The sequence below is a fragment of the Bauldia sp. genome (assembly GCF_965232525.1).
GTDB lineage: Bacteria > Pseudomonadota > Alphaproteobacteria > Rhizobiales > Kaistiaceae > Bauldia.
Genome location: NZ_OZ246980.1, coordinates 3,145,371 through 3,164,139 on the forward strand (window position 1 = coordinate 3,145,371; position 18,769 = coordinate 3,164,139).

An 18,769-nucleotide genomic window follows, 5' to 3' on the forward strand; every position below is an offset into this window, starting at 1 on the left:
CGTGCCTTGAGCGGCTCGGCTACCGACCGCCGCGAATGACCTGGATGTCAAGATCGCGGATTTTCTTGCGGAGCGTGTTGCGATTAACGCCAAGCAGTTCTGCCGCCTTGATCTGATTGCCGCGGGTTGAGGCCAGCGCAGCGCTGATCAAGGGATTCTCGACCTCCCTCAGAATCCGATGATAGAGGCCCGGCGGCGGCAGGCCGTCGCCGAAGCTGTTGAAGTACGTGGCCAGGTGGCGCTCAATCGACACCGACAACGCCTCGTCCTCGTCCGAGTGGCTGTCGACAGCAGCGGTCACCGGCTGGTCGAGTTCAGCCTCGATGATGTTGTCGGTGATCGTCTCCTGCGGGTAGAGCGCCGCCAACCGGCGGACCAGGTTCTCGAGTTCGCGGACATTGCCCGGCCATCGGTACCGCTTCAGCCGCTCCATGGCGGCGACCTCGATCTGCTTTGACGCCAGGCCCTCCTTCTCGACCAGCGCAAAGAAATGCCGGACCAGATCGGGCACGTCTTCGCTTCGCTCCCGAAGCGGCGGCAAGCGAATCGGAACCACGTTCAGGCGGAAGAAAAGGTCCTCACGGAACAGTCCCTGGTTGATCAGGATCCGAAGGTCTTTGTTGGTCGCGGCGACGATGCGCACATCGGTCTTGATCGGTGTCCGGCCGCCGACCGTCGTGTACTCACCCTGTTGCAGAACCCGCAGCAGCCGGGTCTGCGCTTCCATCGGCATGTCACCGATCTCATCGAGGAAAAGTGTTCCGCTTTCCGCCTGCTCGAACCGACCGGCGCTGCGCGCCTGTGCGCCCGTGAACGCCCCCTTCTCGTGACCGAAGAGTTCCGCTTCGATGAGGTCCCGCGGAATGGCCGCCATGTTGACGGCGACGAAGGGGCCGGTGCGCCGCTTGCCATAGTCGTGAAGGGCGCGCGCAACGAGCTCCTTGCCGGTTCCGGACTCACCAGCAATCATGACCGTCAGATCGGTCTGCATCAGCCGGGCGAGCACGCGATAGATGTCCTGCATCGCAGGCGAGCGCCCGATCAGCGGGATGTTGTCGACCGGTTCGGCGGCCTTGGCGTCAAACCGGCGTGTCTTGGGCTCGGCCAGAGCCCGCCCGACGATCGTCGTGAGTTCCTTCAGGTCGAACGGTTTCGGCAGGTACTCGTAGGCGCCCCGCTCGGAAGCGCGAATAGCGGTCATGAACGTATTCTGCGCACTCATGACGACCACCGGCAGGTCCGGCCGCATCCGCTTGATCCGCGGGAGCAGATCGAAGGCGTTCTCGTCGGGCATCACGACGTCGGTGATGACCAGGTCGCCCTCCCCGCCGCTGACCCAGCGCCACAGCGTCGCGGCATTGGAGGTAAGCCGAACGGAATAACCGGCCCGCGACAGCGCCTGATTGAGGACGGTCCGGATGGCGGCATCATCGTCGGCGACGAGGATATTTCCGAGCGGCATCGTGTCACGGTTCCTTGGCTGGCGCGGCGTCCGCCCGATAGGCCGGCATCAGAACGCGAAAGATGGTCTTACGGGGCTGGGATTCGCACTCGATCACCCCGCCGTGGTCACCGACGATCTTGGCGACCAGCGCAAGGCCGAGCCCGGTGCCGTTGGCCTTGGAGGTGACGAATGGATCGAACAGATGGGGAACCATGTCGGCGGGCACGCCCGGGCCGTTGTCCCGGACGCAGAACTCCATCGGCAACGATACCTTGTCGGCGTTCCCGGCGACCGACAGGTGAACGCCGGGCCGAAAGGCGGTCGACAACACGATCTCACCGTCCGGCGCGTCGCCGACCGCCTCGGCGGCGTTCTTGACCAGGTTCAGGAACACCTGAACCAGTTGGTCGTGATTGGCGTAAACAGGCGGCAGCGACGGATCGTAGTCGTCGACGATCTGCAGGTCGCGCCCGAAGCCTGACTTGGCGACGTTTCGCACCCGATCGAGAACCACGTGGATGTTGACCGGTTCGCGTTCGATCGGTCGCTCGTCGGAGAAGACCTCCATGCGATCGACCAGCTTGACGATGCGGTCGGCTTCGTCGCGGATCAACTGCGTCAGCGCGCGATCCTCGTCATTAACGGATGGCTCGAGTAACTGCGCCGCGCCGCGGATTCCAGAGAGCGGGTTCTTGATCTCATGGGCCAGCATCGCCGCGAGTCCAGTCACCGATCGCGCAGCGCCGCGATGGGTAAGCTGGCGGTCGATCTTATCCGTCATCGTGCGTTCTTGAAGAAGAACGGCGACGCCGTCATCCACGTCGCCAACCGGTGAGGCATAGATATCGACCATTCGTTCCCCGCCATTTCGCGGGGTTCCGACGTCGACCCGATACTCACTGACAGCGGCACCACGCCGCCGGACCTGCTCGAGGAGCGACAGCAGCGGGCTGCCAAACGGCACGAAAAAGCTGATCAGGTGACGTTTCAACACATTGGTCGAGGCCTGGAAGAAAGCTTCTGCCGCCGAGTTGGCGTCAACGATGCGTCCTCCGTGGGCGATGAGAATCACCGGGTGGGGCAACGCGTTCAAAACGGCCCATGCGGTGCGATCCGTCGGTGACGGGCGCGGAGCGGAAGCGGAAACCGTGGTCATGCCGCGTGGCGATACGCTGTCGGACCGAAACACGAGCGAATAAGACGCTCGACCGCGACGGGATTCGCTTCGGTCAACAGGGCTTCGCGGAGCCCCTCGGGCGGATGAACCGGATTGCGGTCGAGATACCACGCCAGATGTTTGCGGGCCGCCCGAACACCGATGGGAACGCCGTAGTGGTCGAGGACGGCCTTGTGATGCGCCAGCACGAGGGCCGCCAGATCGCCGCCCTCAGGCGCCATCGGAGCGTGGCCGCTCTGAGCGAACTGCACGGCGAAGCCCGGCAGCCAGGGCCGACCGCCGGCACCACGTCCGACCATCAGACCATCCGCACCCGATTGTGTCAGCGCGGGTTCGAGGTCGTCGTACGTTTCGATATCGCCATTGGCGATGACCGGGATGGTCACCGCATCCTTCACCGACCGGATTGCAGCCCAGTCGGCCCGGCCCTTGTAAAACTGGCAACGGGTTCGACCGTGCACCGTAACCACTTGGACACCAGCGTCCTCGGCACGTCTTGCGAGTTCCGGCGCCTTGAGGGATTGATGGTCCCAACCCAGCCGCATCTTTAAGGTAACGGGCCGTGATGTTGCGGCGACTGTCGCATCAATCAGTCGAAGAGCATGATCCAGGTCGCGCATCAGTGCGGAACCGGAATAGCCGCCCGTCACCTTCTTGGCGGGGCAGCCCATATTGATGTCGATGATGTCGGCCCCGGCATCTTCCGCTGCCTTCGCGCCATCGGCCATGCCCTCAGGGTCGCGGCCTGCGAGTTGGACGACGTGGAGGCCGGTGTCGGCCCGCTCGGCCTTCAGCAGCGCTTCGGCATTGCCATTGGCCAGCTTTTCGCCCACCGTCATCTCGGAAAACACCAGACCGGCACCGAAACGGAGCGCAAGTTCGCGGAAGGGGCGATCACTTATCCCGGACATCGGGGCGAGGAAGACCCGGTTCGGGACGGTCACGTCGCCGATCGCAAGGGATTTCGCCAGCAAAGATAGGGCGTTGGTCGTGTGCATACTCATTAGGCATTACTGTCGTTGCATATATCTTAGTCAGAATGGGGCGGGTGACAAGACCGCCGACAGTGATATTGTGCCGGACCGTTCCCACTCCTCCTGCATCAAAGCCGACTTTCGTCGATGAGCCAGACAACCGTCCTAATCGTCGCGGCAGGGCGTGGGGCACGCGCCGGCGACGTCGAAATCCCCAAACAATACAAACAGATCGGCGGCATTCCTGTCCTCAGACATTCGCTGGACACATACCTCTCGCATCCTAGGAATTTCAACGTTCTCGTGGTGATTGCCGAGTGCGACTCGGCGCTCTACGAGGAGACGGCGCGTGACGATCCCCGGCTGCGACGCCCTGTCGACGGTGGTCCGACACGTCAGGCGTCGGTCTACGCCGGCCTGCGTCGGCTTGCCGACGCTCCGCCCGACACCGTTCTCATTCACGACGCCGCGCGACCGTTCGTCACCCCCGACCTGATCGAGCGGGTCGCCTCCGGTCTTGATCGCGATGAGGCCGTGCTGCCGGCGATGCCGATCGCCTCGACCCTGAAATCGGTGGAGGAGGACGGGTTGGTGACCGGGACGATCCCGCGTGACGGGCTCTATGCCGCGCAGACGCCCCAGGGCTTCCATTACCCCGCCATTTTGAGCGCGCATACACAAGCGGCCAAGGCCGGGCTTGCGTTCACCGACGACGCGGCGGTCGCCGAGTGGGCCGGCATCCCGGTGCGGATCGTTCCTGGCGACGCCGGCAACACGAAGCTGACGACCGCCGAGGACATGGCTGTCGCGGATCGCCGCCTCACCGCCGAGAACGCGGCGATGCTCACCGACATCCGGGTCGGCTTTGGGTACGATGTGCATGCCTTCGGCGGCGGTGAAAGCGTGATGATCGGCGGGATCGAGATCCCCAGCGATCGCGGCGTGATCAGTCACTCCGACGGAGATGTCGCTCTCCATGCCCTGACCGACGCGCTGCTTGGAACGATCGGCGACGGAGACATCGGCGACCACTTCCCGCCCTCCGATCCGATTTGGAAGGACGCGCCGTCGGAGATGTTCCTGCGGTTTGCCGCCGGTCGGATCAAAAGCCGCGGCGGTATCGTCGCCAATCTCGATGTGACCATCATGACCGAGGCGCCGCGCATCGCGACGTATCGGGACGCGATGCGCAAACGGATCGCCGAGATTTGCGCCATTGCCATCGATCGCGTCTCGGTCAAGGCGACGACCAGCGAGCAGTTGGGGTTCGTCGGCCGTCGTGAGGGACTGGCCGCCTCGGCGACGGCTACGGTCCGTCTGCCGCTCGAGAATGGATCGTGACCGATCTCTCTCCTCTCCTGCCGACCGCCGCCGACCTGATCAACCGCTGTAAGGCGACTGGTCTCACCATCGCCACAGCGGAATCATGCACCGGTGGGCTGATCGCGGCGACCCTGACCGAGATCCCGGGCTCATCCGCCGTGGTCGATCGTGGTTTCGTGACCTATTCGAACGAAGCCAAAACCGCGATGCTCGGCGTGACCGAGGAGACGCTGGCCGCACACGGCGCGGTCAGCGCGCCGACCGCGTTGGAGATGGTCGGAGGCGCCCTCGCCCGCTCCCCCGCCGATCTCGCCGTCGCGGTCACCGGGATCGCTGGGCCGACCGGAGGAAGCGCTGACAAACCTGTCGGGCTTGTGCATTTCGGCCTGCAGCGGCGCGGCGCGGCGCCGTCCCACGAATCCCAAGTCTTCGCCGGACTGGATCGGTCGGGCGTCCGCCTGGCGACAGTTGAGAAGGCCTTGGAGATGTTGCTCGCGTTGACCGGCGAACCTCAGGCCGGCGCACCGTAAACGTCGTCGGCGCGAGACTCGAATGCCTGGGTGAACTTCCGGAACGCCCGGTCGAACACGGTGCCCATCAGCAGGCGAAGCGGCGTCGACCGAAACTCGTAGTCGATGTTGAAGTGAACGACACAGTCGCCGCGGCCATGCGGTTCGAACCGCCACACGTTTTCGAGCCGGCTGAACGGACCATCGAGATACTCGGCGCGGATGAGCAGAGCCTTACGGTCCAGCACGACCTTGGTCGTGAACGACTCGCGAATGAGCTTGTAGGCGATGGTCATGGTCGCGACGAGAATCTCGCGATCCCCGTCTTCCCGGCGCGATCGAACGACCAGGCTCTCGCAAAGCGGTACGAACCGGGGATAGGCTTCGATGTCGGCAACCAGATCGAACATGTCGGTCGCGCTGTGACCGACCCGGCGCATCGTCGTGAAGTGCGGCATTCCGGTCGCTTCAGTGCCCCTGCTTGGCGATCCGGGCCGCCCTGAGCTTGGCGAAATCGTCACCGGCGTGATGAGACGAGCGGGTCAGCGGCGATGCCGACACCATCAGGAAGCCCTTTGCGTAGGCGATCGTCTCATAGGCGCGGAACGCCTCCGGCGTCACGAACTCTTCCACCGGATGATGCTTGCGGGTCGGTTGCAGGTACTGGCCGATGGTCAGGAAATCGACATCCGCCGACCGCAGATCGTCCATCAGCTGCAGTACCTCGTTCCGCTCCTCACCGAGCCCGACCATGATGCCCGACTTGGTGAACATCGCCGGGTCACGCTCCTTGACCTGCTGGAGCAGGCGCAGGGAGGCGAAATAGCGCGCGCCGGGTCGAACCGTCAGGTACTTCGACGGTACCGTTTCGAGATTATGGTTGAAGACGTCGGGCCGTGCTTCGACGACGGTCTCGATCGCGCCGGGCTTCCGCAAGAAGTCTGGCGTGAGCACCTCGATGGTTGCCGAGCTCGCAGCGCGGATAGCGGCGATGGTCTGGGCGAAGTGCTCGGCGCCGCCATCGTCGAGATCATCGCGATCGACGGACGTGACCACCACATGCTTCAGACCCAGTTGGGCGGTTGCCTCGGCGACCTTTCGGGGCTCATCCGGATCGAGCGGCCCCGGCTGGCCGGTTCGCACGTTGCAAAACGCACAGGCCCGGGTGCAGGTGTCGCCCATGATCATAAATGTGGCGTGCTTCTGCGACCAGCACTCGCCAATGTTCGGGCATCCGGCCTCCTCGCAGACCGTCACCAGGCCGTGCTCGCGAACGATCTCCGTCGTTTCGCGATAGAGCGGCGACGTCGGCGCCTTCACGCGGATCCAGTCCGGCTTTCGGACAACGGCCGTGTCCGGCCGATGCGCCTTCTCCGGATGGCGCGGCGGACGGCTAATCGGCGTCTCTATCGTGTCAAGCACCACGACCATCGGTCAGCCTTTGAGCGAGCGAGCACACAAACCACGACGATATATAGTCTTTCGACGGCGAAACGACCATTGCAACCGACGCAGGGCAGAGTCCTGCACCGTGCCGTCGACGCGGGCCGAGAGAGAAGCGGGGCTGGAGTGGCCCGTCAGGTGATGATCTGGGCGATGATCAGCACGATGATCGCGCCGACGATCGAGACGATCACCTGTTCGAAGAACGGATTGCCGAGGTTCAGCTTGATGTCGAACCGTTGCGCCAGGAAGCCGCCAACGACGGAACCGATCAGACCCGCGATCAACCATCCTATGATGCTGCCGGCTCCGCCGACAATCAGGCTGGCCACAAGACCGGCGATCAGGCCGATGATGATCCAGGCAATGATTCCCTTGGTTTGGTCGTTCATACGGGCTCTCCCCTGCTTACCCGCGGCCTTCAAGAAAGACTCAGCGCCGCCGCCCGCGCGAAGTCTAGCGCGAGCGGGGTGATTTGCCCAAATGAACTCGGCAGCCGGTTAAGCGGCGTCGGCCAGACGTTGGAGCTTGGCGAGAGCGGCTTCGGGATTCTCGTCATAGGCGATCGTGCTGACCAACTGACCGTCGCCGTCCATCAGATAGACGGATGCGGTGTGATCGATGGTGTAATCGCCATCCTCCGTTGGCACCCGCCGGTAGAACACCCGGTACGCCTTGGTGATCGCAGCAATCTCGGCTTCGGTTCCGGAGAAGCCACGGATGCGCTCGTCGAAGGCCGAGGTGTATTGCGCCATTTCCTCTGGACCATCCCGCTCCCAATCGACCGAAACGAAGACATAATTGAGCTTGTCGGCGTCCGGCCCAAGCTTCTCGATATAGTTGGTCAGCTCGAACAGCGTCATTGGGCATACATCCGGGCAGAACGTGAAGCCAAAGAACATGGCGGTCGGCTTGCCGAGCAGATCGGCTTCGGTCACCCGTTTTCCATCTTCATCGGTGAGCGAGAATGGGCCACCGATCGATGCCATCCCGGCGGTGCGCTGCGCGATAAGGTCATCGTTCGAGCTTTCAATCAGATAAAGGCCGGTGGCCGTACCGGCGACTGCGAAGGCGGCGGCGGCGACAATCGCCAGGAGCTGGGTGCGCGGCATGCGCGGCTTTGGTTTCGCTGCCATGGCTATCCTCCGTCGTGTCCGTGGTCGTGATGGCCTGGGCCAGGTGCGCCGGGCGGCGACACGGTCATCTCCACGTCGACTTCACCCGCCTTTGCGAACATCAGCGTGACCGATATCGGCGCACCCTGTTCGATCGGGCCCGGCAGATCGACGAACATGATGTGGTGACCGCCCGGCTTGAGTTGCACCGTCTCGCCGGCCGGGATCTCCAGCCCGTCGGGAAGCTCGCGCATCTTCATCACGCCGTCGGTGATCTCCATCGTATGGATCTCGACGGTGCCGGCTGGTGATGTTCCGCCCACCAGCCTGTCGGCGGTTTCGCCGGTGTTTCTGATGATCAGAAAGCCGCCACCGGCGCGCGCAGCGGGTGGCGTCGCTCTGGTCCACGGCTCGTGAATTTCCAAAGTTCCGCTCACGACCATGTCGGCAGCGGCGGTTTGAAGCGCGGCGAGCAGGGTCGCTGCCGCAAGCATCATGGTGAAACGCATGAAATCGATACTCCATCTGAGGTTTGTCGACGTGCGGCCGGCGATTCCGGCGCATGTCTGGCTCGATCAACTCAGATGGAAACAGGTGGACCCCGGGCGTCGGCCAGGTGACCACGGTAAAGACCGCCAGCCAGGGATGTCGCCCGCTCGGGCGAAATGGCGCCGGGAAATCCCGCCTTGGCGGCGAGCGCGATCGAACCGCCGAGGGTTGCCGGGCCGCATCGGCAGGCGTGCTTGCACACGCCGATACAGCAGGTATGGGCGATCCGGGTATCGGTCTCGCCCGGGGCGGTTTCCGTCCCGAGCGGCGAGCAGATGACGAACGCCGTCTCGCCGGCCATCGCGGCTTGCGCGTAGGCGCCAACCAGCCCCTGGAAGAACAGCGCGTACGCCAGAACCGCGGCACCCAGGCACCGCATCAGGCCTCGCATCATTCTGTTTCGCGCGAACCGCATGATCGCCACGATGTCAGAACCGACGGCAATCGTCACTGCGGCGGATCGCGCCTCGGTACGGATCTAGATCGGAACCGCTTCGCTGTGGCGCATCCGCCCCATCAGCGTACGCACATAGGCGCCGAGGCCGACCACGGTCGCGATGAACATGACCGGCGCGCCGATCCACGGAATCAGCCAGACGATCGCGAAGATGACCGCACCGGCAATGGTGTAGAGGATCAGGCGCCCGGGGCTCCGGGGACCGCCGCTGCGGTCGAAGATCCAGACGCCGATGCAGGCGGCGATCGTGGCGTGCCCGGCGACGAACAGGAACGGCAGGAGGGCGAGCAGCGCCAATCCGAACGAGCCGCCGATGATGGTCACGAACAGCAATGCGGCCGCGATCGGCAACAGAATCAGGATGGCAAGGCCGATGAAGCCGCTCGAGATCGGCCGAAACGCCGCCTTGTCGAGCGCATCTTCGAACGTACCCCGCCCAAGCAGAAGCAGAATCGCAGCAGCAAGCACCGCCCCGGCGGCCATGACGACGGCGCCGACGATGCTCAGCAGCCAACTGGGAAGAAGCAACAGCGGCCTCGGCTCCTCCAGCCGCACCTGGCCGCTGATCTGAGCGCCGTCGGCGATTTCCGGTTCGTTGTCCGATTGCACCACGAGGTCGCCGGTGATGTTGGCATTCGGACCGACATAGACCTCTTCCGCGGCGATGGTCACCGTTTTCGCGGTCGTCGCCTCGAACGTCACGGCCGCGGCGAAGATCTCGGTGTCTCCGGTGATCGTGCCGGTGACTTTGGCGCTCGCCGCCCAGGCACTCAGATTGCCGCCGATGGTCGCATCGGTGCCGATATCGACCGAGGCGCCGGCGATGGTCACGTCGTTGGCGGCGGCGGCATCGAACCGGGCGACCGCGCTGCCGACGAAAACGTCGCCGATAACGGTGCCGGATATCTCGACCAACGCACCGCCGACGCGGGCGGTGCTGGAGATATCACCGGAAACCGTGACCTCGGCGCCGGCGGCCCGGACAGATCCGCTCACGGTGGCGTCGATATCGATGGTTGCGCCCGCCGCTTCGATACTGCCGGTGTTGCCTCGAACGACGATGCCGGCGCCGGCGAGGTTGAGGTCGCCATTATCGCCGTCGATGCGAACCAATGGCCCAGTCGTCTCGTCCGATTGGGCCAACGCCATCGGGACGCCGAAGGCGGCAACGACGCAGAGCCCCAACAGGGCCAGCCACCGGGCGTTGCGCTGTCCGCGACCAGTCATGCTCGACATCTGAGGTCTCCCGCTTACGGCGCCGCATTGGCTCCGTCTGCGGCGTTACTCCAATACCTCGGCGATTTCCACCCACGATCCGTCGCGCTGCGCCGACAAGATCGTCGCGGCCACCAGGGCGAGGCTGTTGATATTGTCGCTGCCGGATGGGAATCGCGACGGTGGCGTGCCGGTGTCAACCGCCTGAACGACTGCGGCCAGGGCCCCGGCCCGGTCTGTCGACGGCAGCTCCGGAAGACGTGGGGTCACCGGCTCGGCGGCATCGCGACGGCGGACGATCAGGCGGTCGTCGGTCTCGTCGTGCGGCGACCGCGACGTCCACCAGACGTCGCCTTCGGCGCCGTTCATGGTCCACTCGCCGGCCCAGTCCGTACGGGGTCCGGAACTCATCCACGAGGATTGGTAGTCGACGATCGTGCCATCGTCGAATTCGATCAGGGCCGCCGCGGATGGATCGTGCTCGAACGGACTGCCCACCGGGTTCCAGGTCCGGCAGGTCAGGCGCCGCGGCTCGCGACCGAGCACCATCCGCATCAGATCGAAATGGTGGATCGACATGTCGGCGAGCATGGGATCGGGCATGTCCCAATAACGGTAGCCGAGTGTCGGCGCATGTTGGCGGAACTCCAAGCTTACGAAATCGATCGGGCCGAGGTCTTGCGCCGCCACAAGCTGGGCGGCCGCGATCGGCGCGGGAAAGAACCGGTAGTTCTGGCTGACGGCCAGCACCCTGCCCTGCACGCGGGCGAGATCGACCAGTGCCTGAGCCTCGGCCACTGTCGAGGCGAATGGTTTCTCGACAACAACGTTGAGACCGGCCTCCAGCGCCTGCTTGGCGACGGGATAATGAGCCTGGGTACGCAGGGTCCCGAGAACCAGGTCGCATTCGATGGTGTCGATAGCGTCCTGCAAACTCGGAAAACACTTCGACGCCGGGACACCCAGTTCCGTCTGAACCCGCGCCAGAGCTTCCTCCGACGTATCGACATAGCCGACCATCTCGGCTTGCGGGACGATCGGCAGCACATGTGCCGTCCAATTGAACCCCCAATGGCCGAGTCCGACCTGAACGACCTTTGCCATGGCGTGTCGCGCCTTCCCTGAACGTATGAATGGATGCTGCGTCAGGACTCCGACGCAGTGAAGAACTCAGACGTGGATGACCCGCCCAAACGCGGCCATCACACTCTCATGCATCATCTCCGAAAGGGTCGGATGCGGGAAGACCGAATGGATCAATTCTTCCTCTGTCGTCTCCAGGTTCATGGCGATGACGAAGCCCTGGATCAGCTCGGTCACCTCGGCGCCGACCATGTGCGCGCCCAGCAACTGCCCGGTCTTCTTGTCGAACACGGTCTTGACCATCCCCTCCGGTTCGCCGAGCGCGATCGCCTTGCCGTTGCCGAGGAACGGGAAGCGGCCGACGGTCACGTCGTAGCCGGCCTCCTTGGCGCGCTTCTCCGTCATGCCGACCGAGGCCACCTGAGGATTGCAGTAGGTGCAGCCGGGAATCTTGAGCTTGTCCATACCGTGTGGGTTCTTGCCGGCGATCCCTTCGACGCAGATGACGCCCTCGTGCTCGGCCTTATGGGCGAGCATTGGCGGTCCGGCGACATCGCCGATGGCGTAGATGCCCGGCACATTGGTGCGGCCCAGCTCGTCGATGACGATCGTGCCCTTCTCGATCTTCACCTTGAGCGCATCAAGGCCGAGCCCCTCGACGTTGCCGACAACGCCCACGGCCGAGATCAGTCGATCGACGGTGATGTCCTGGGTCTTGCCGTCCTTCGTCTCGATCGTCGCGGTGACCGAGTCGTCGCCCTTCTTGACCGAAGCCACCTTGGACTCGGTCATGATCTTGATGCCCTGCTTCTCGAAGCGCTTGCGGGCGTGCGCAGCGATTTCCTCGTCCTCGACCGGGAGGATCTGGGGCAGGATCTCGACGACCGTCACCTCGGCGCCCATGGTTCGATAGAACGAGGCGAATTCGATTCCGATCGCCCCGGAGCCGACCACCAGCAGCGACTTCGGCATGACTTCCGGCGCCATCGCCTCGAAATAGGTCCAGATCAGCTTCTTGTCCGGCTCCAGCCCCGGCAGCTCGCGCGGCCGTGCCCCGGTCGCGACAATGATGTGCTTCGCCCGGTAGTCGCCGCCGCCAAGCGCGCCCTTGGGCGGATCGTCGGCGGCCTTGACCGAGAGCTTGCCCGGCGCCGTGATGGTGGCAGTGCCCCAGATGACGTCGATCTTGTTCTTCTTCATCAGGAAGCCGACGCCATTGGAGAGCTGTCCCGCCACGGCCCGCGAACGTTTCACGACCGCGCCGGTGTCGTAGGTGACGTCCTTCGCCGACAGGCCAAAGTCGTTGGCGTGTTCCATGTAGTGGTAGATTTCCGCGGACCGCAGCAGAGCCTTGGTCGGAATGCACCCCCAATTGAGGCAGATCCCGCCGAGATACGATTTCTCGACAACCGCGGTCTTCAGGCCGAGCTGGGCCGCGCGGATTGCCGCGACGTAGCCGCCGGGTCCGGCGCCGATGACAATCAGATCATATTCATTGGCCATGGTGATTGATCCGTTTTGGAACGTGTTTTCTTCTGATGATCAGCCGCAGTCAGGCGCTCCGACGTCGAGGTCGAATTGCCGGGCACCCAACTCCGTCTTGTCGGACGGTGTGTCGACGATCGTCACGGTAACAACGCATCGCTCTGTTTCGACTTCGTAGACTTCCGTGCCGGTGGCGCGGATCGATTGGATTGGCGCGCCCTGCCCGAGCGCCTCGGCGACCCGCTGGTCACCGGCGATCGTCTGCATCTCCGTGACGCGCTGCCAGTAGGGCGACAGGACCGCGCCGGCGCTTGTTGTGCCGACAATCGCCGTCGTCGCAAGAACCGCCATTGTCACAACAAGCCGCTTAGCCATGCCTCGCCTCCGGGATATGTCGGCACTTACCTATCATGGCGCCAGCCCCTCCCCTAACCTGCCGACGCAATTCAGGAATGCGGTTTCGTCAGGAGAACCCACGCGCCGCCCGGCGGTGCGCCGGGAAACGGGACGATGTCGCGCCGTGCCGCCTCCCGGTAGCCGTGCCGGCCATACAGGCGAATAGCGCCGTCGTTGTACGACGCGACGATGATGGCCATACCGGCGGGTGCGCGTTCCCGGCCGATTGCGTCCGCGTCTCTCAGGAGTGCGGCGCCGACGCCTCGGCCGCGATACTCGGGAAAGACGGCAAGGACGTTGACGTACCAGTAGCCGGGCGCTTCCGCTTCTAGTTCGCCAAGCGGGCGGACGATTTCCGGCAGCTCGTCGTCATCCGGCTCGTCCGGGATACGATAGCCGACCAGCGCGCCGACCACCTCGCCATCGATCTCGGCCACATGGGCATTGCGCCACGTGAACGAGCCGTCGTCGCGTTGGGCCCGGGCGCGACCGACTTCGAAGGGCGATTGAGCCGGCTCGGCCATCTGGCTCCAGAAATACGACGCCAACCCCTCGCCGGCGATGTCCACCAGAGCCGTGAGATGCGTCGCGTCACGCAGCGTCGCGGGTCGGATAACGATGTCGCCCATCTGTCACCGCTTGCCGTCAGGCGAGCATTGCCGCCGGTTTCTCGATCAGCGTCTTGAACGCCGACAGCAGCTTGGCGCCAAGCGCTCCGTCGACGGCGCGGTGGTCGGTCGACAGCGTCACGGTCATGATCGTGCGAATCTCGACCTGATTGTCACGAACGACGGGCGTTGGGATACCGGCGCCGACAGCGAGGATTGTCGCATGCGGTGGATTAATAACCGCCGCGAAGTCCTTGATCCCAAACATGCCCAGGTTGGACACGGCCGTCGAACCGCCCTGATACTCGTGTGGTGCCAGCTTCCGCACCCGGGCTCGGCCGGCGAGGTCCTTCATCTCGTTGGAGATCTCGGACAGCCGCTTGGTGTCGGCCTCGCGGACAACCGGGGTGATCAATCCGCCGGGGATCGCGACAGCGACGCCGACATCAGAGCGCTTGTGCTGGAGCATCCCCGCTTCGGTCCAGGTGACATTGGCGTCCGGCACGCGCTGCAGCGACATCGCCAGCGCCTTGATCACCATGTCGTTGACCGAGACCTTCCAGGCCGGCTTATCCTCTGCGCCGATCGGTGCGGCGGCATTGACCTCGGCCCGCAGCTTCAGCAGCGCGTCGATCTCGGTGTCGATCGTCAGGTAGAAATGCGGAATCGTCGTCTTGGCCTCGACAAGCCGCTTGGCAATGATCTTACGGACGTTGTCGTGCGGGATGATGTCGTAGGAGCCCTCCTCGAACAGCTTCATCGTCTGCTCGTCGTGAGCACCGGGCGCGATGGCCGGTGGTGCGGCAGCGGGGGCCGCGAGCGGCGCCTTGCCGGACTGAACCGCTTCGATATCCGCCTTCACCACCCGCCCGTGCGGGCCCGAACCGGTCACCTGCGACAGGTCGATGCCGCCCTGCTTGGCGAGGCGGCGCGCCAAGGGCGATGCAAACACGCGACCGCCACTGCCGTTGGTTGCCGCCTTGGCCGGGGGGGCGGCCGGCGCTGGCGCGGCCTTTGGCGTATCGGCCGCCTGCGGCGCTGCGGCCGGCTCGGCCGGTTTCGCCTCTGCCTTCTCTGCAGGTGGTGGTGCCGGCGCGGCGTCGGGCGCCGGCAGATTGTCGAGCGCGCTGGCGTCCTCGCCCTCCTCCAGCAACACGGCGATCGGCGCGTTGACCGCGACGTCTTCGGTGCCCTCCGGCACGATGATCTTACCGAGGGTCCCCTCGTCGACCGCTTCGACCTCCATGGTTGCCTTGTCGGTCTCGATCTCGGCGATCACGTCGCCGGCTTTGATCGGGTCGCCCTCGTTCTTCAGCCATTTGGCGAGATTGCCGACCTCCATGGTCGGCGACAGGGCGGGCATCAGGATATTGATCGACATGGAGCGCGCTCCCCGTTCGCGAACCGTTGTTGCTTAGTTGCGGTAGCTGACCGCCTTCACCGCACCGACGACCTCGGCCACCGACGGTAGCGCAAGTTTCTCGAGATTGGCGGCATAGGGCATCGGCACGTCCTTACCGGTCACCGCGGTCACCGGCGCGTCCAGCCAGTCGAACGCCGCCGTCGTGATCTGGGCGGCGATGTAGCTGCCGATCGAGCCCACCGGCCAGCCTTCCTCAACCGTCACCGCACGATTCGTCTTCTTCACCGATTCAACCACGGTGTCGAGGTCCATCGGCCGCAGGGTGCGCAAGTCGATGACCTCCGCGTCGATCCCCTCGCCGGCGAGTTCTTCCGCCGCGTTCAGCGCGTAGGTCATACCAATGCCGAACGAGACAATGGTGACGTCCGAACCCGCCCGCGCGATCTTGGCCTTGCCGATCGGCAGGACGAAGTCATCGAGCTTGGGCACCTCGAACGACTGCCCATAAAGAATCTCGTTTTCGAGGAACACGACCGGATTGGGGTCGCGGATCGCGGCCTTGAGCAACCCCTTGGCGTCGGCGGCTGTGTGCGGCTGAACGACCTTGAGGCCCGGAACCTGGCTGTACCAGGCGGCATAGTCCTGGCTGTGCTGTGCCGCGACCCGGGCGGCTGCACCGTTGGGACCGCGGAAGACGATCGGGCAGCCCATCTGGCCGCCGGACATATAGAGGGTCTTGGCCGCCGAGTTGACGATCTGGTCCATCGCCTGCATCGCAAAGTTGAAGGTCATGAACTCGACGATCGGCCTCAGGCCGGCGAGCGCCGCGCCGACACCGAGACCGGCAAATCCGTGCTCAGTGATTGGCGTGTCGACGACCCGTTTCGGCCCGAACTCGTCGAGCAGGCCCTGCGTGACCTTGTAGGCGCCCTGGTACTCGGCGACCTCCTCGCCCATCACGTAGACGTCACCGTCGCTGCGCATCTCCTCGGCCATTGCATCGCGCAGGGCCTCGCGCACGGTGATCGTCACCATTTCCGTACCGGTGGGGATATCGGGATCGGCCGCTGCCGCTTCTCTCGGCTGCGCCGGTGGTGCGGCCTCCGCTGGTGCGGTCGCACCGTTGGTGGCTGGCGCCGGAGCCTCGGCCGCCGGGGCTTCGGCCGGCGCTGCCGGTGTGTCGCCGACATCGTCCTCGCCGTCGACGCCGAGCACGGCGATCGGGGTGTTGACCTTGACGTTCTCGGTGCCCTCGGGGATCAGGATGCGCGCCAGCGTTCCCTCGTCGATCGCCTCGACCTCCATCGTCGCCTTGTCGGTTTCGATCTCGGCGATCACGTCGCCGGGTTGGACCGTGTCGCCCTCTTTCTTCAGCCACTTGGCGAGGTTGCCCTCTTCCATCGTGGGCGACAGCGCCGGCATGAGAATATCGATCGGCATGACGTTCTACCCTGTTGCGTTTCGCGGCGCCGTCTCGACGACGATGACCCGCGATATTGTTTTGTCGTTTATGTCTTCCCCAGAACCGCTCATGGCCTAGACCGCTATGTCCTCGTTCCAGAGTTCAGGCTTTTCCTCGACGAACTTACTCATCAGCGCGATACACCGCTCGTCGTTGAGGACGATCACCTGCACGCCGCGAGCGCGGAGCAGGCCCTCCTCGCCCATGAAGGTCTCGTTCTCTCCAACCACCACCGTCGGGATCTTGAAGAGCAGGATCGCGCCGGTGCACATCGGACAGGGCGACAGCGTCGTATAGATCTGCGTATCCGCATAGGACGACTGCCGACCGGCATTCTTCAGGCAATCCATCTCGCCGTGGAGGATCGGATCGCCCTGCTGTTGGCGACGGTTGCGACCGCGGCCGATGACTTCGCCGCCGCGCACCAGAACCGAGCCGACCGGCACCCCGCCCTCGTTGTAGCCCTGCAGCGCCTCCTCGTAGGCCACGTCCATGAAGTGCGTGTGATCGACCGCGTTCATCGCAGACACGAGGGGCCTAACGATAAACGTCGGTCCAGAGCTCGGACGGATCGGGCTCGGCGGAGGATTGCGCGAACTCGGCTGCCTCGACGACGATGGCGCGCACATCCTTCTCGATCTGTTTGAGATCGTCCTCGCTGATCAGGCCGTTGTCGAGAATGCGCTTGCGGCTCATCTCGATCGGGTCGCTCTCGTCGCGGACCTTGTTCACTTCCTCGCGGGTCCGATATTTGGCCGGGTCGGACATGGAATGGCCGCGATAGCGATAGGTGAGCATTTCCAGGATGTACGGCCCCTTGCCTTCGCGACACCATGCGACCGCCCGGTCGCCGGCCGCCTTGACGGCCCGCACGTCCATCCCGTCGACCTGATCGCCAGGAATGTTGAAGGAGGCACCGCGCTTGGAGAAATCAGTCTGCGCCGACGAGCGGGCGACCGAGGTACCCATCGCATACCGGTTGTTCTCGATAATGTAGATGACCGGCAGCTTCCACAGCTCGGCCATGTTGAAGCTTTCGTAGACCTGGCCCTGGTTGGCCGCGCCGTCGCCGAAATAGGTGAGGCAGACGCTGCCGTTGTCGCGATAGTGGTTGGCGAAGGCGATGCCGGTACCGAGCGGCACCTGGGCGGCGACGATGCCGTGGCCGCCGAAAAAGTTCTTCTCCCGCGAGAACATGTGCATGGAGCCGCCCTTGCCGCGCGAGTACCCGTCGCGGCGGCCGGTGAGTTCCGCCATCACGCCCTTGGGGTCCATGCCGCAGGCGAGCATGTGGCCGTGGTCGCGATAGCCGGTGATCACCTGATCGCCATCGCCGATCGCCATCTGCATGCCGACCACGACCGCTTCCTGGCCGATGTAGAGGTGACAGAAACCGCCGATCAGACCCATGCCGTACATCTGCCCGGCCCGCTCCTCGAAGCGCCGGATCGTCAGCATGTCGCGAAAGGCCGAGAGCTCCTGTTCCTTGTCGAGGTCGGCGATGTCGCTGGAGGGATCGGGTACGGCTATTGGTCGGGAGCGTTCCGCGGAGCCGGATACGGGAACCGGATTGTCTGCCTTCCGAGCAGCCTTCGCCATGCGGAGTCCTCCCTGGGACGCTTGGATGTTCCTATAATGCATAGGTAGCGGATGGCGTCGCGCAATCCAAGAACGACAGGCCTGTCTTTACCGCAGATCAAATATGCCGAAATGGTATAGATGAGTGCAGGTGCGAAGTTTTATTGCACTCTTTGCTGCACCGCACCAAACGAGATGACCACTTCATCTGGCCTCAACAGGTTAAGCGACGCACGCGCTTCCATGTCGAGAACGTCGGCGTCGAGACTGTCGGGCTTGAGATACGACACTTTGCGCTCCAGCGCCGCCCGCTCCTGTCGCAGCTCGTCAAGTCGCTCCTTGAGTTCGGCGATCTCCTGCTCCATGCGCTCCAACGCCGGCAGACCGTACGATCCATGGTGGGCGTGATAGGCGAAATATCCGAGCACGGAAGCCGTGATCAGCGGCAACCAAAGTCGGCGAAACGGTGAGACGCGGCGGTGGCGGGTGAACACGCAACGATCCTGTTTGGTACGTCGGCGATAGTGACCGAATAGCCTTAATGGATGGTTGTTGCGCGGCAATCCACGGCACCGGATAGCCCGCGCC

General features: G+C 64.3%; 21 protein-coding genes. 2 read left to right on the plus strand and 19 right to left on the minus strand.

The window, feature by feature from the left end; translation table 11 throughout:
* Window positions 1–19 precede the first annotated feature (19 nt).
* Genes ntrC through dusB form a run of 3 tightly spaced genes read right to left on the minus strand, consistent with a single transcriptional unit; the run spans window position 20 to window position 3,625 of the window.
* Complete coding sequence (gene ntrC / locus ACO076_RS14895; protein WP_421723623.1) at window positions 20–1,462, minus strand: nitrogen regulation protein NR(I); 1,443 nt, start codon at window positions 1,460–1,462, stop codon at window positions 20–22.
* A 4-nt stretch (window positions 1,463–1,466) separates the two neighbouring features.
* Window positions 1,467–2,600 (minus strand): two-component system sensor histidine kinase NtrB, encoded by a 1,134-nt coding sequence (locus tag ACO076_RS14900; protein WP_421723624.1) that lies wholly within the window; start codon window positions 2,598–2,600, stop codon window positions 1,467–1,469.
* The gene (gene dusB, locus ACO076_RS14905) at window positions 2,597–3,625 is read right to left on the minus strand and encodes a tRNA dihydrouridine synthase DusB (RefSeq protein WP_421723625.1); all 1,029 of its coding nucleotides are present in this window, start codon (window positions 3,623–3,625) and stop codon (window positions 2,597–2,599) included. The genes ACO076_RS14900 and dusB overlap by 4 nt, the downstream gene beginning before the upstream one ends.
* Window positions 3,626–3,742: 117 nt before the next feature.
* Between dusB and ACO076_RS14910 the strand changes: the two genes are divergently transcribed.
* The gene (locus ACO076_RS14910; RefSeq protein WP_421723626.1) at window positions 3,743–4,936 is read left to right on the plus strand and encodes a bifunctional 2-C-methyl-D-erythritol 4-phosphate cytidylyltransferase/2-C-methyl-D-erythritol 2,4-cyclodiphosphate synthase; all 1,194 of its coding nucleotides are present in this window, start codon (window positions 3,743–3,745) and stop codon (window positions 4,934–4,936) included.
* Entirely contained in the window at window positions 4,933–5,448 is a 516-nt protein-coding gene (locus ACO076_RS14915) for a CinA family protein (RefSeq protein WP_421723627.1), read from the plus strand. Before ACO076_RS14910 ends, ACO076_RS14915 begins: the two co-directional genes overlap by 4 nt.
* On the opposite strand, the gene ACO076_RS14920 is transcribed toward ACO076_RS14915, so the two are convergent.
* The 16 genes from ACO076_RS14920 to ACO076_RS14995 all read right to left on the minus strand — a co-directional run bounded on the left by ACO076_RS14920 (window position 5,430) and on the right by ACO076_RS14995 (window position 18,675).
* Complete coding sequence (locus tag ACO076_RS14920) at window positions 5,430–5,885, minus strand: type II toxin-antitoxin system RatA family toxin (RefSeq protein WP_421723628.1); 456 nt, start codon at window positions 5,883–5,885, stop codon at window positions 5,430–5,432. The two genes, ACO076_RS14915 and ACO076_RS14920, sit on opposite strands and share 19 nt — an antisense overlap.
* A gap of 10 nt (window positions 5,886–5,895) precedes the next feature.
* On the minus strand, window positions 5,896–6,858 hold the full coding sequence (gene lipA / locus ACO076_RS14925; RefSeq protein WP_421723629.1) for a lipoyl synthase: 963 nt from the start codon (window positions 6,856–6,858) through the stop codon (window positions 5,896–5,898).
* A gap of 146 nt (window positions 6,859–7,004) precedes the next feature.
* A complete protein-coding gene (locus ACO076_RS14930) occupies window positions 7,005–7,262 on the minus strand; it encodes a GlsB/YeaQ/YmgE family stress response membrane protein (protein ID WP_421723630.1) in 258 nt (85 codons plus the stop codon).
* 108 nt (window positions 7,263–7,370) lie between these two features.
* The gene (locus ACO076_RS14935) at window positions 7,371–8,006 is read right to left on the minus strand and encodes an SCO family protein (RefSeq protein WP_421723631.1); all 636 of its coding nucleotides are present in this window, start codon (window positions 8,004–8,006) and stop codon (window positions 7,371–7,373) included.
* Between the two features lie 2 nt (window positions 8,007–8,008).
* Window positions 8,009–8,494: a copper chaperone PCu(A)C gene (locus ACO076_RS14940; RefSeq protein WP_421723632.1), complete on the minus strand. Its 486-nt coding sequence runs from the start codon at window positions 8,492–8,494 to the stop codon at window positions 8,009–8,011.
* A 71-nt stretch (window positions 8,495–8,565) separates the two neighbouring features.
* A complete protein-coding gene (locus tag ACO076_RS14945) occupies window positions 8,566–8,985 on the minus strand; it encodes a hypothetical protein (protein ID WP_421723633.1) in 420 nt (139 codons plus the stop codon).
* A 27-nt stretch (window positions 8,986–9,012) separates the two neighbouring features.
* Window positions 9,013–10,227 (minus strand): hypothetical protein, encoded by a 1,215-nt coding sequence (locus tag ACO076_RS14950; protein WP_421723634.1) that lies wholly within the window; start codon window positions 10,225–10,227, stop codon window positions 9,013–9,015.
* Window positions 10,228–10,272: 45 nt separating this feature from the next.
* Window positions 10,273–11,310 carry a Gfo/Idh/MocA family protein gene (locus ACO076_RS14955; RefSeq protein ID WP_421723635.1) on the minus strand — a complete coding sequence of 346 codons (1,038 nt, stop codon included), beginning with the start codon at window positions 11,308–11,310 and terminating at the stop codon, window positions 10,273–10,275.
* A 66-nt stretch (window positions 11,311–11,376) separates the two neighbouring features.
* Window positions 11,377–12,792, minus strand: a complete 1,416-nt coding sequence (gene lpdA, locus ACO076_RS14960; protein ID WP_421723636.1) for a dihydrolipoyl dehydrogenase — start codon at window positions 12,790–12,792, stop codon at window positions 11,377–11,379.
* Between the two features lie 39 nt (window positions 12,793–12,831).
* Window positions 12,832–13,149 (minus strand): hypothetical protein, encoded by a 318-nt coding sequence (locus ACO076_RS14965; protein ID WP_421723637.1) that lies wholly within the window; start codon window positions 13,147–13,149, stop codon window positions 12,832–12,834.
* Window positions 13,150–13,220: 71 nt separating this feature from the next.
* Window positions 13,221–13,799, minus strand: a complete 579-nt coding sequence (locus ACO076_RS14970) for a GNAT family N-acetyltransferase (RefSeq protein ID WP_421723638.1) — start codon at window positions 13,797–13,799, stop codon at window positions 13,221–13,223.
* Window positions 13,800–13,815: 16 nt separating this feature from the next.
* Entirely contained in the window at window positions 13,816–15,159 is a 1,344-nt protein-coding gene (locus tag ACO076_RS14975) for a pyruvate dehydrogenase complex dihydrolipoamide acetyltransferase (protein WP_421723639.1), read from the minus strand.
* Between the two features lie 33 nt (window positions 15,160–15,192).
* Complete coding sequence (locus ACO076_RS14980; protein WP_421723640.1) at window positions 15,193–16,581, minus strand: pyruvate dehydrogenase complex E1 component subunit beta; 1,389 nt, start codon at window positions 16,579–16,581, stop codon at window positions 15,193–15,195.
* A gap of 96 nt (window positions 16,582–16,677) precedes the next feature.
* On the minus strand, window positions 16,678–17,124 hold the full coding sequence (locus ACO076_RS14985) for a nucleoside deaminase (protein WP_421723641.1): 447 nt from the start codon (window positions 17,122–17,124) through the stop codon (window positions 16,678–16,680).
* A gap of 16 nt (window positions 17,125–17,140) precedes the next feature.
* Entirely contained in the window at window positions 17,141–18,202 is a 1,062-nt protein-coding gene (pdhA, locus tag ACO076_RS14990; protein ID WP_421723642.1) for a pyruvate dehydrogenase (acetyl-transferring) E1 component subunit alpha, read from the minus strand.
* Between the two features lie 140 nt (window positions 18,203–18,342).
* Complete coding sequence (locus ACO076_RS14995; protein ID WP_421723643.1) at window positions 18,343–18,675, minus strand: FtsB family cell division protein; 333 nt, start codon at window positions 18,673–18,675, stop codon at window positions 18,343–18,345.
* Between the last annotated feature and the right edge of the window lie 94 nt (window positions 18,676–18,769).

What these genes read in the sequence shown, in the direction of transcription:
- pdhA (WP_421723642.1), bottom strand. Translation starts at nt 18,202, where the DNA reads ATGGCGAAGGCTGCTCGGAAGGCAGACAATCCGGTTCCCGTATCCGGC.
- ACO076_RS14965 (WP_421723637.1), bottom strand. Translation starts at nt 13,149, where the DNA reads ATGGCTAAGCGGCTTGTTGTGACAATGGCGGTTCTTGCGACGACGGCG.
- lpdA (WP_421723636.1), bottom strand. Translation starts at nt 12,792, where the DNA reads ATGGCCAATGAATATGATCTGATTGTCATCGGCGCCGGACCCGGCGGC.
- ACO076_RS14950 (WP_421723634.1), bottom strand. Translation starts at nt 10,227, where the DNA reads ATGTCGAGCATGACTGGTCGCGGACAGCGCAACGCCCGGTGGCTGGCC.
- ACO076_RS14970 (WP_421723638.1), bottom strand. Translation starts at nt 13,799, where the DNA reads ATGGGCGACATCGTTATCCGACCCGCGACGCTGCGTGACGCGACGCAT.
- ACO076_RS14975 (WP_421723639.1), bottom strand. Translation starts at nt 15,159, where the DNA reads ATGTCGATCAATATCCTGATGCCCGCCCTGTCGCCGACCATGGAGGTC.
- ACO076_RS14935 (WP_421723631.1), bottom strand. Translation starts at nt 8,006, where the DNA reads ATGGCAGCGAAACCAAAGCCGCGCATGCCGCGCACCCAGCTCCTGGCG.
- dusB (WP_421723625.1), bottom strand. Translation starts at nt 3,625, where the DNA reads ATGAGTATGCACACGACCAACGCCCTATCTTTGCTGGCGAAATCCCTT.
- ACO076_RS14955 (WP_421723635.1), bottom strand. Translation starts at nt 11,310, where the DNA reads ATGGCAAAGGTCGTTCAGGTCGGACTCGGCCATTGGGGGTTCAATTGG.
- ACO076_RS14940 (WP_421723632.1), bottom strand. Translation starts at nt 8,494, where the DNA reads ATGCGTTTCACCATGATGCTTGCGGCAGCGACCCTGCTCGCCGCGCTT.
- ACO076_RS14920 (WP_421723628.1), bottom strand. Translation starts at nt 5,885, where the DNA reads ATGCCGCACTTCACGACGATGCGCCGGGTCGGTCACAGCGCGACCGAC.
- lipA (WP_421723629.1), bottom strand. Translation starts at nt 6,858, where the DNA reads ATGGTCGTGGTGCTTGACACGATAGAGACGCCGATTAGCCGTCCGCCG.
- ACO076_RS14985 (WP_421723641.1), bottom strand. Translation starts at nt 17,124, where the DNA reads ATGAACGCGGTCGATCACACGCACTTCATGGACGTGGCCTACGAGGAG.
- ACO076_RS14900 (WP_421723624.1), bottom strand. Translation starts at nt 2,600, where the DNA reads ATGACCACGGTTTCCGCTTCCGCTCCGCGCCCGTCACCGACGGATCGC.
- ACO076_RS14980 (WP_421723640.1), bottom strand. Translation starts at nt 16,581, where the DNA reads ATGCCGATCGATATTCTCATGCCGGCGCTGTCGCCCACGATGGAAGAG.
- ACO076_RS14910 (WP_421723626.1), top strand. Translation starts at nt 3,743, where the DNA reads ATGAGCCAGACAACCGTCCTAATCGTCGCGGCAGGGCGTGGGGCACGC.
- ntrC (WP_421723623.1), bottom strand. Translation starts at nt 1,462, where the DNA reads ATGCCGCTCGGAAATATCCTCGTCGCCGACGATGATGCCGCCATCCGG.
- ACO076_RS14930 (WP_421723630.1), bottom strand. Translation starts at nt 7,262, where the DNA reads ATGAACGACCAAACCAAGGGAATCATTGCCTGGATCATCATCGGCCTG.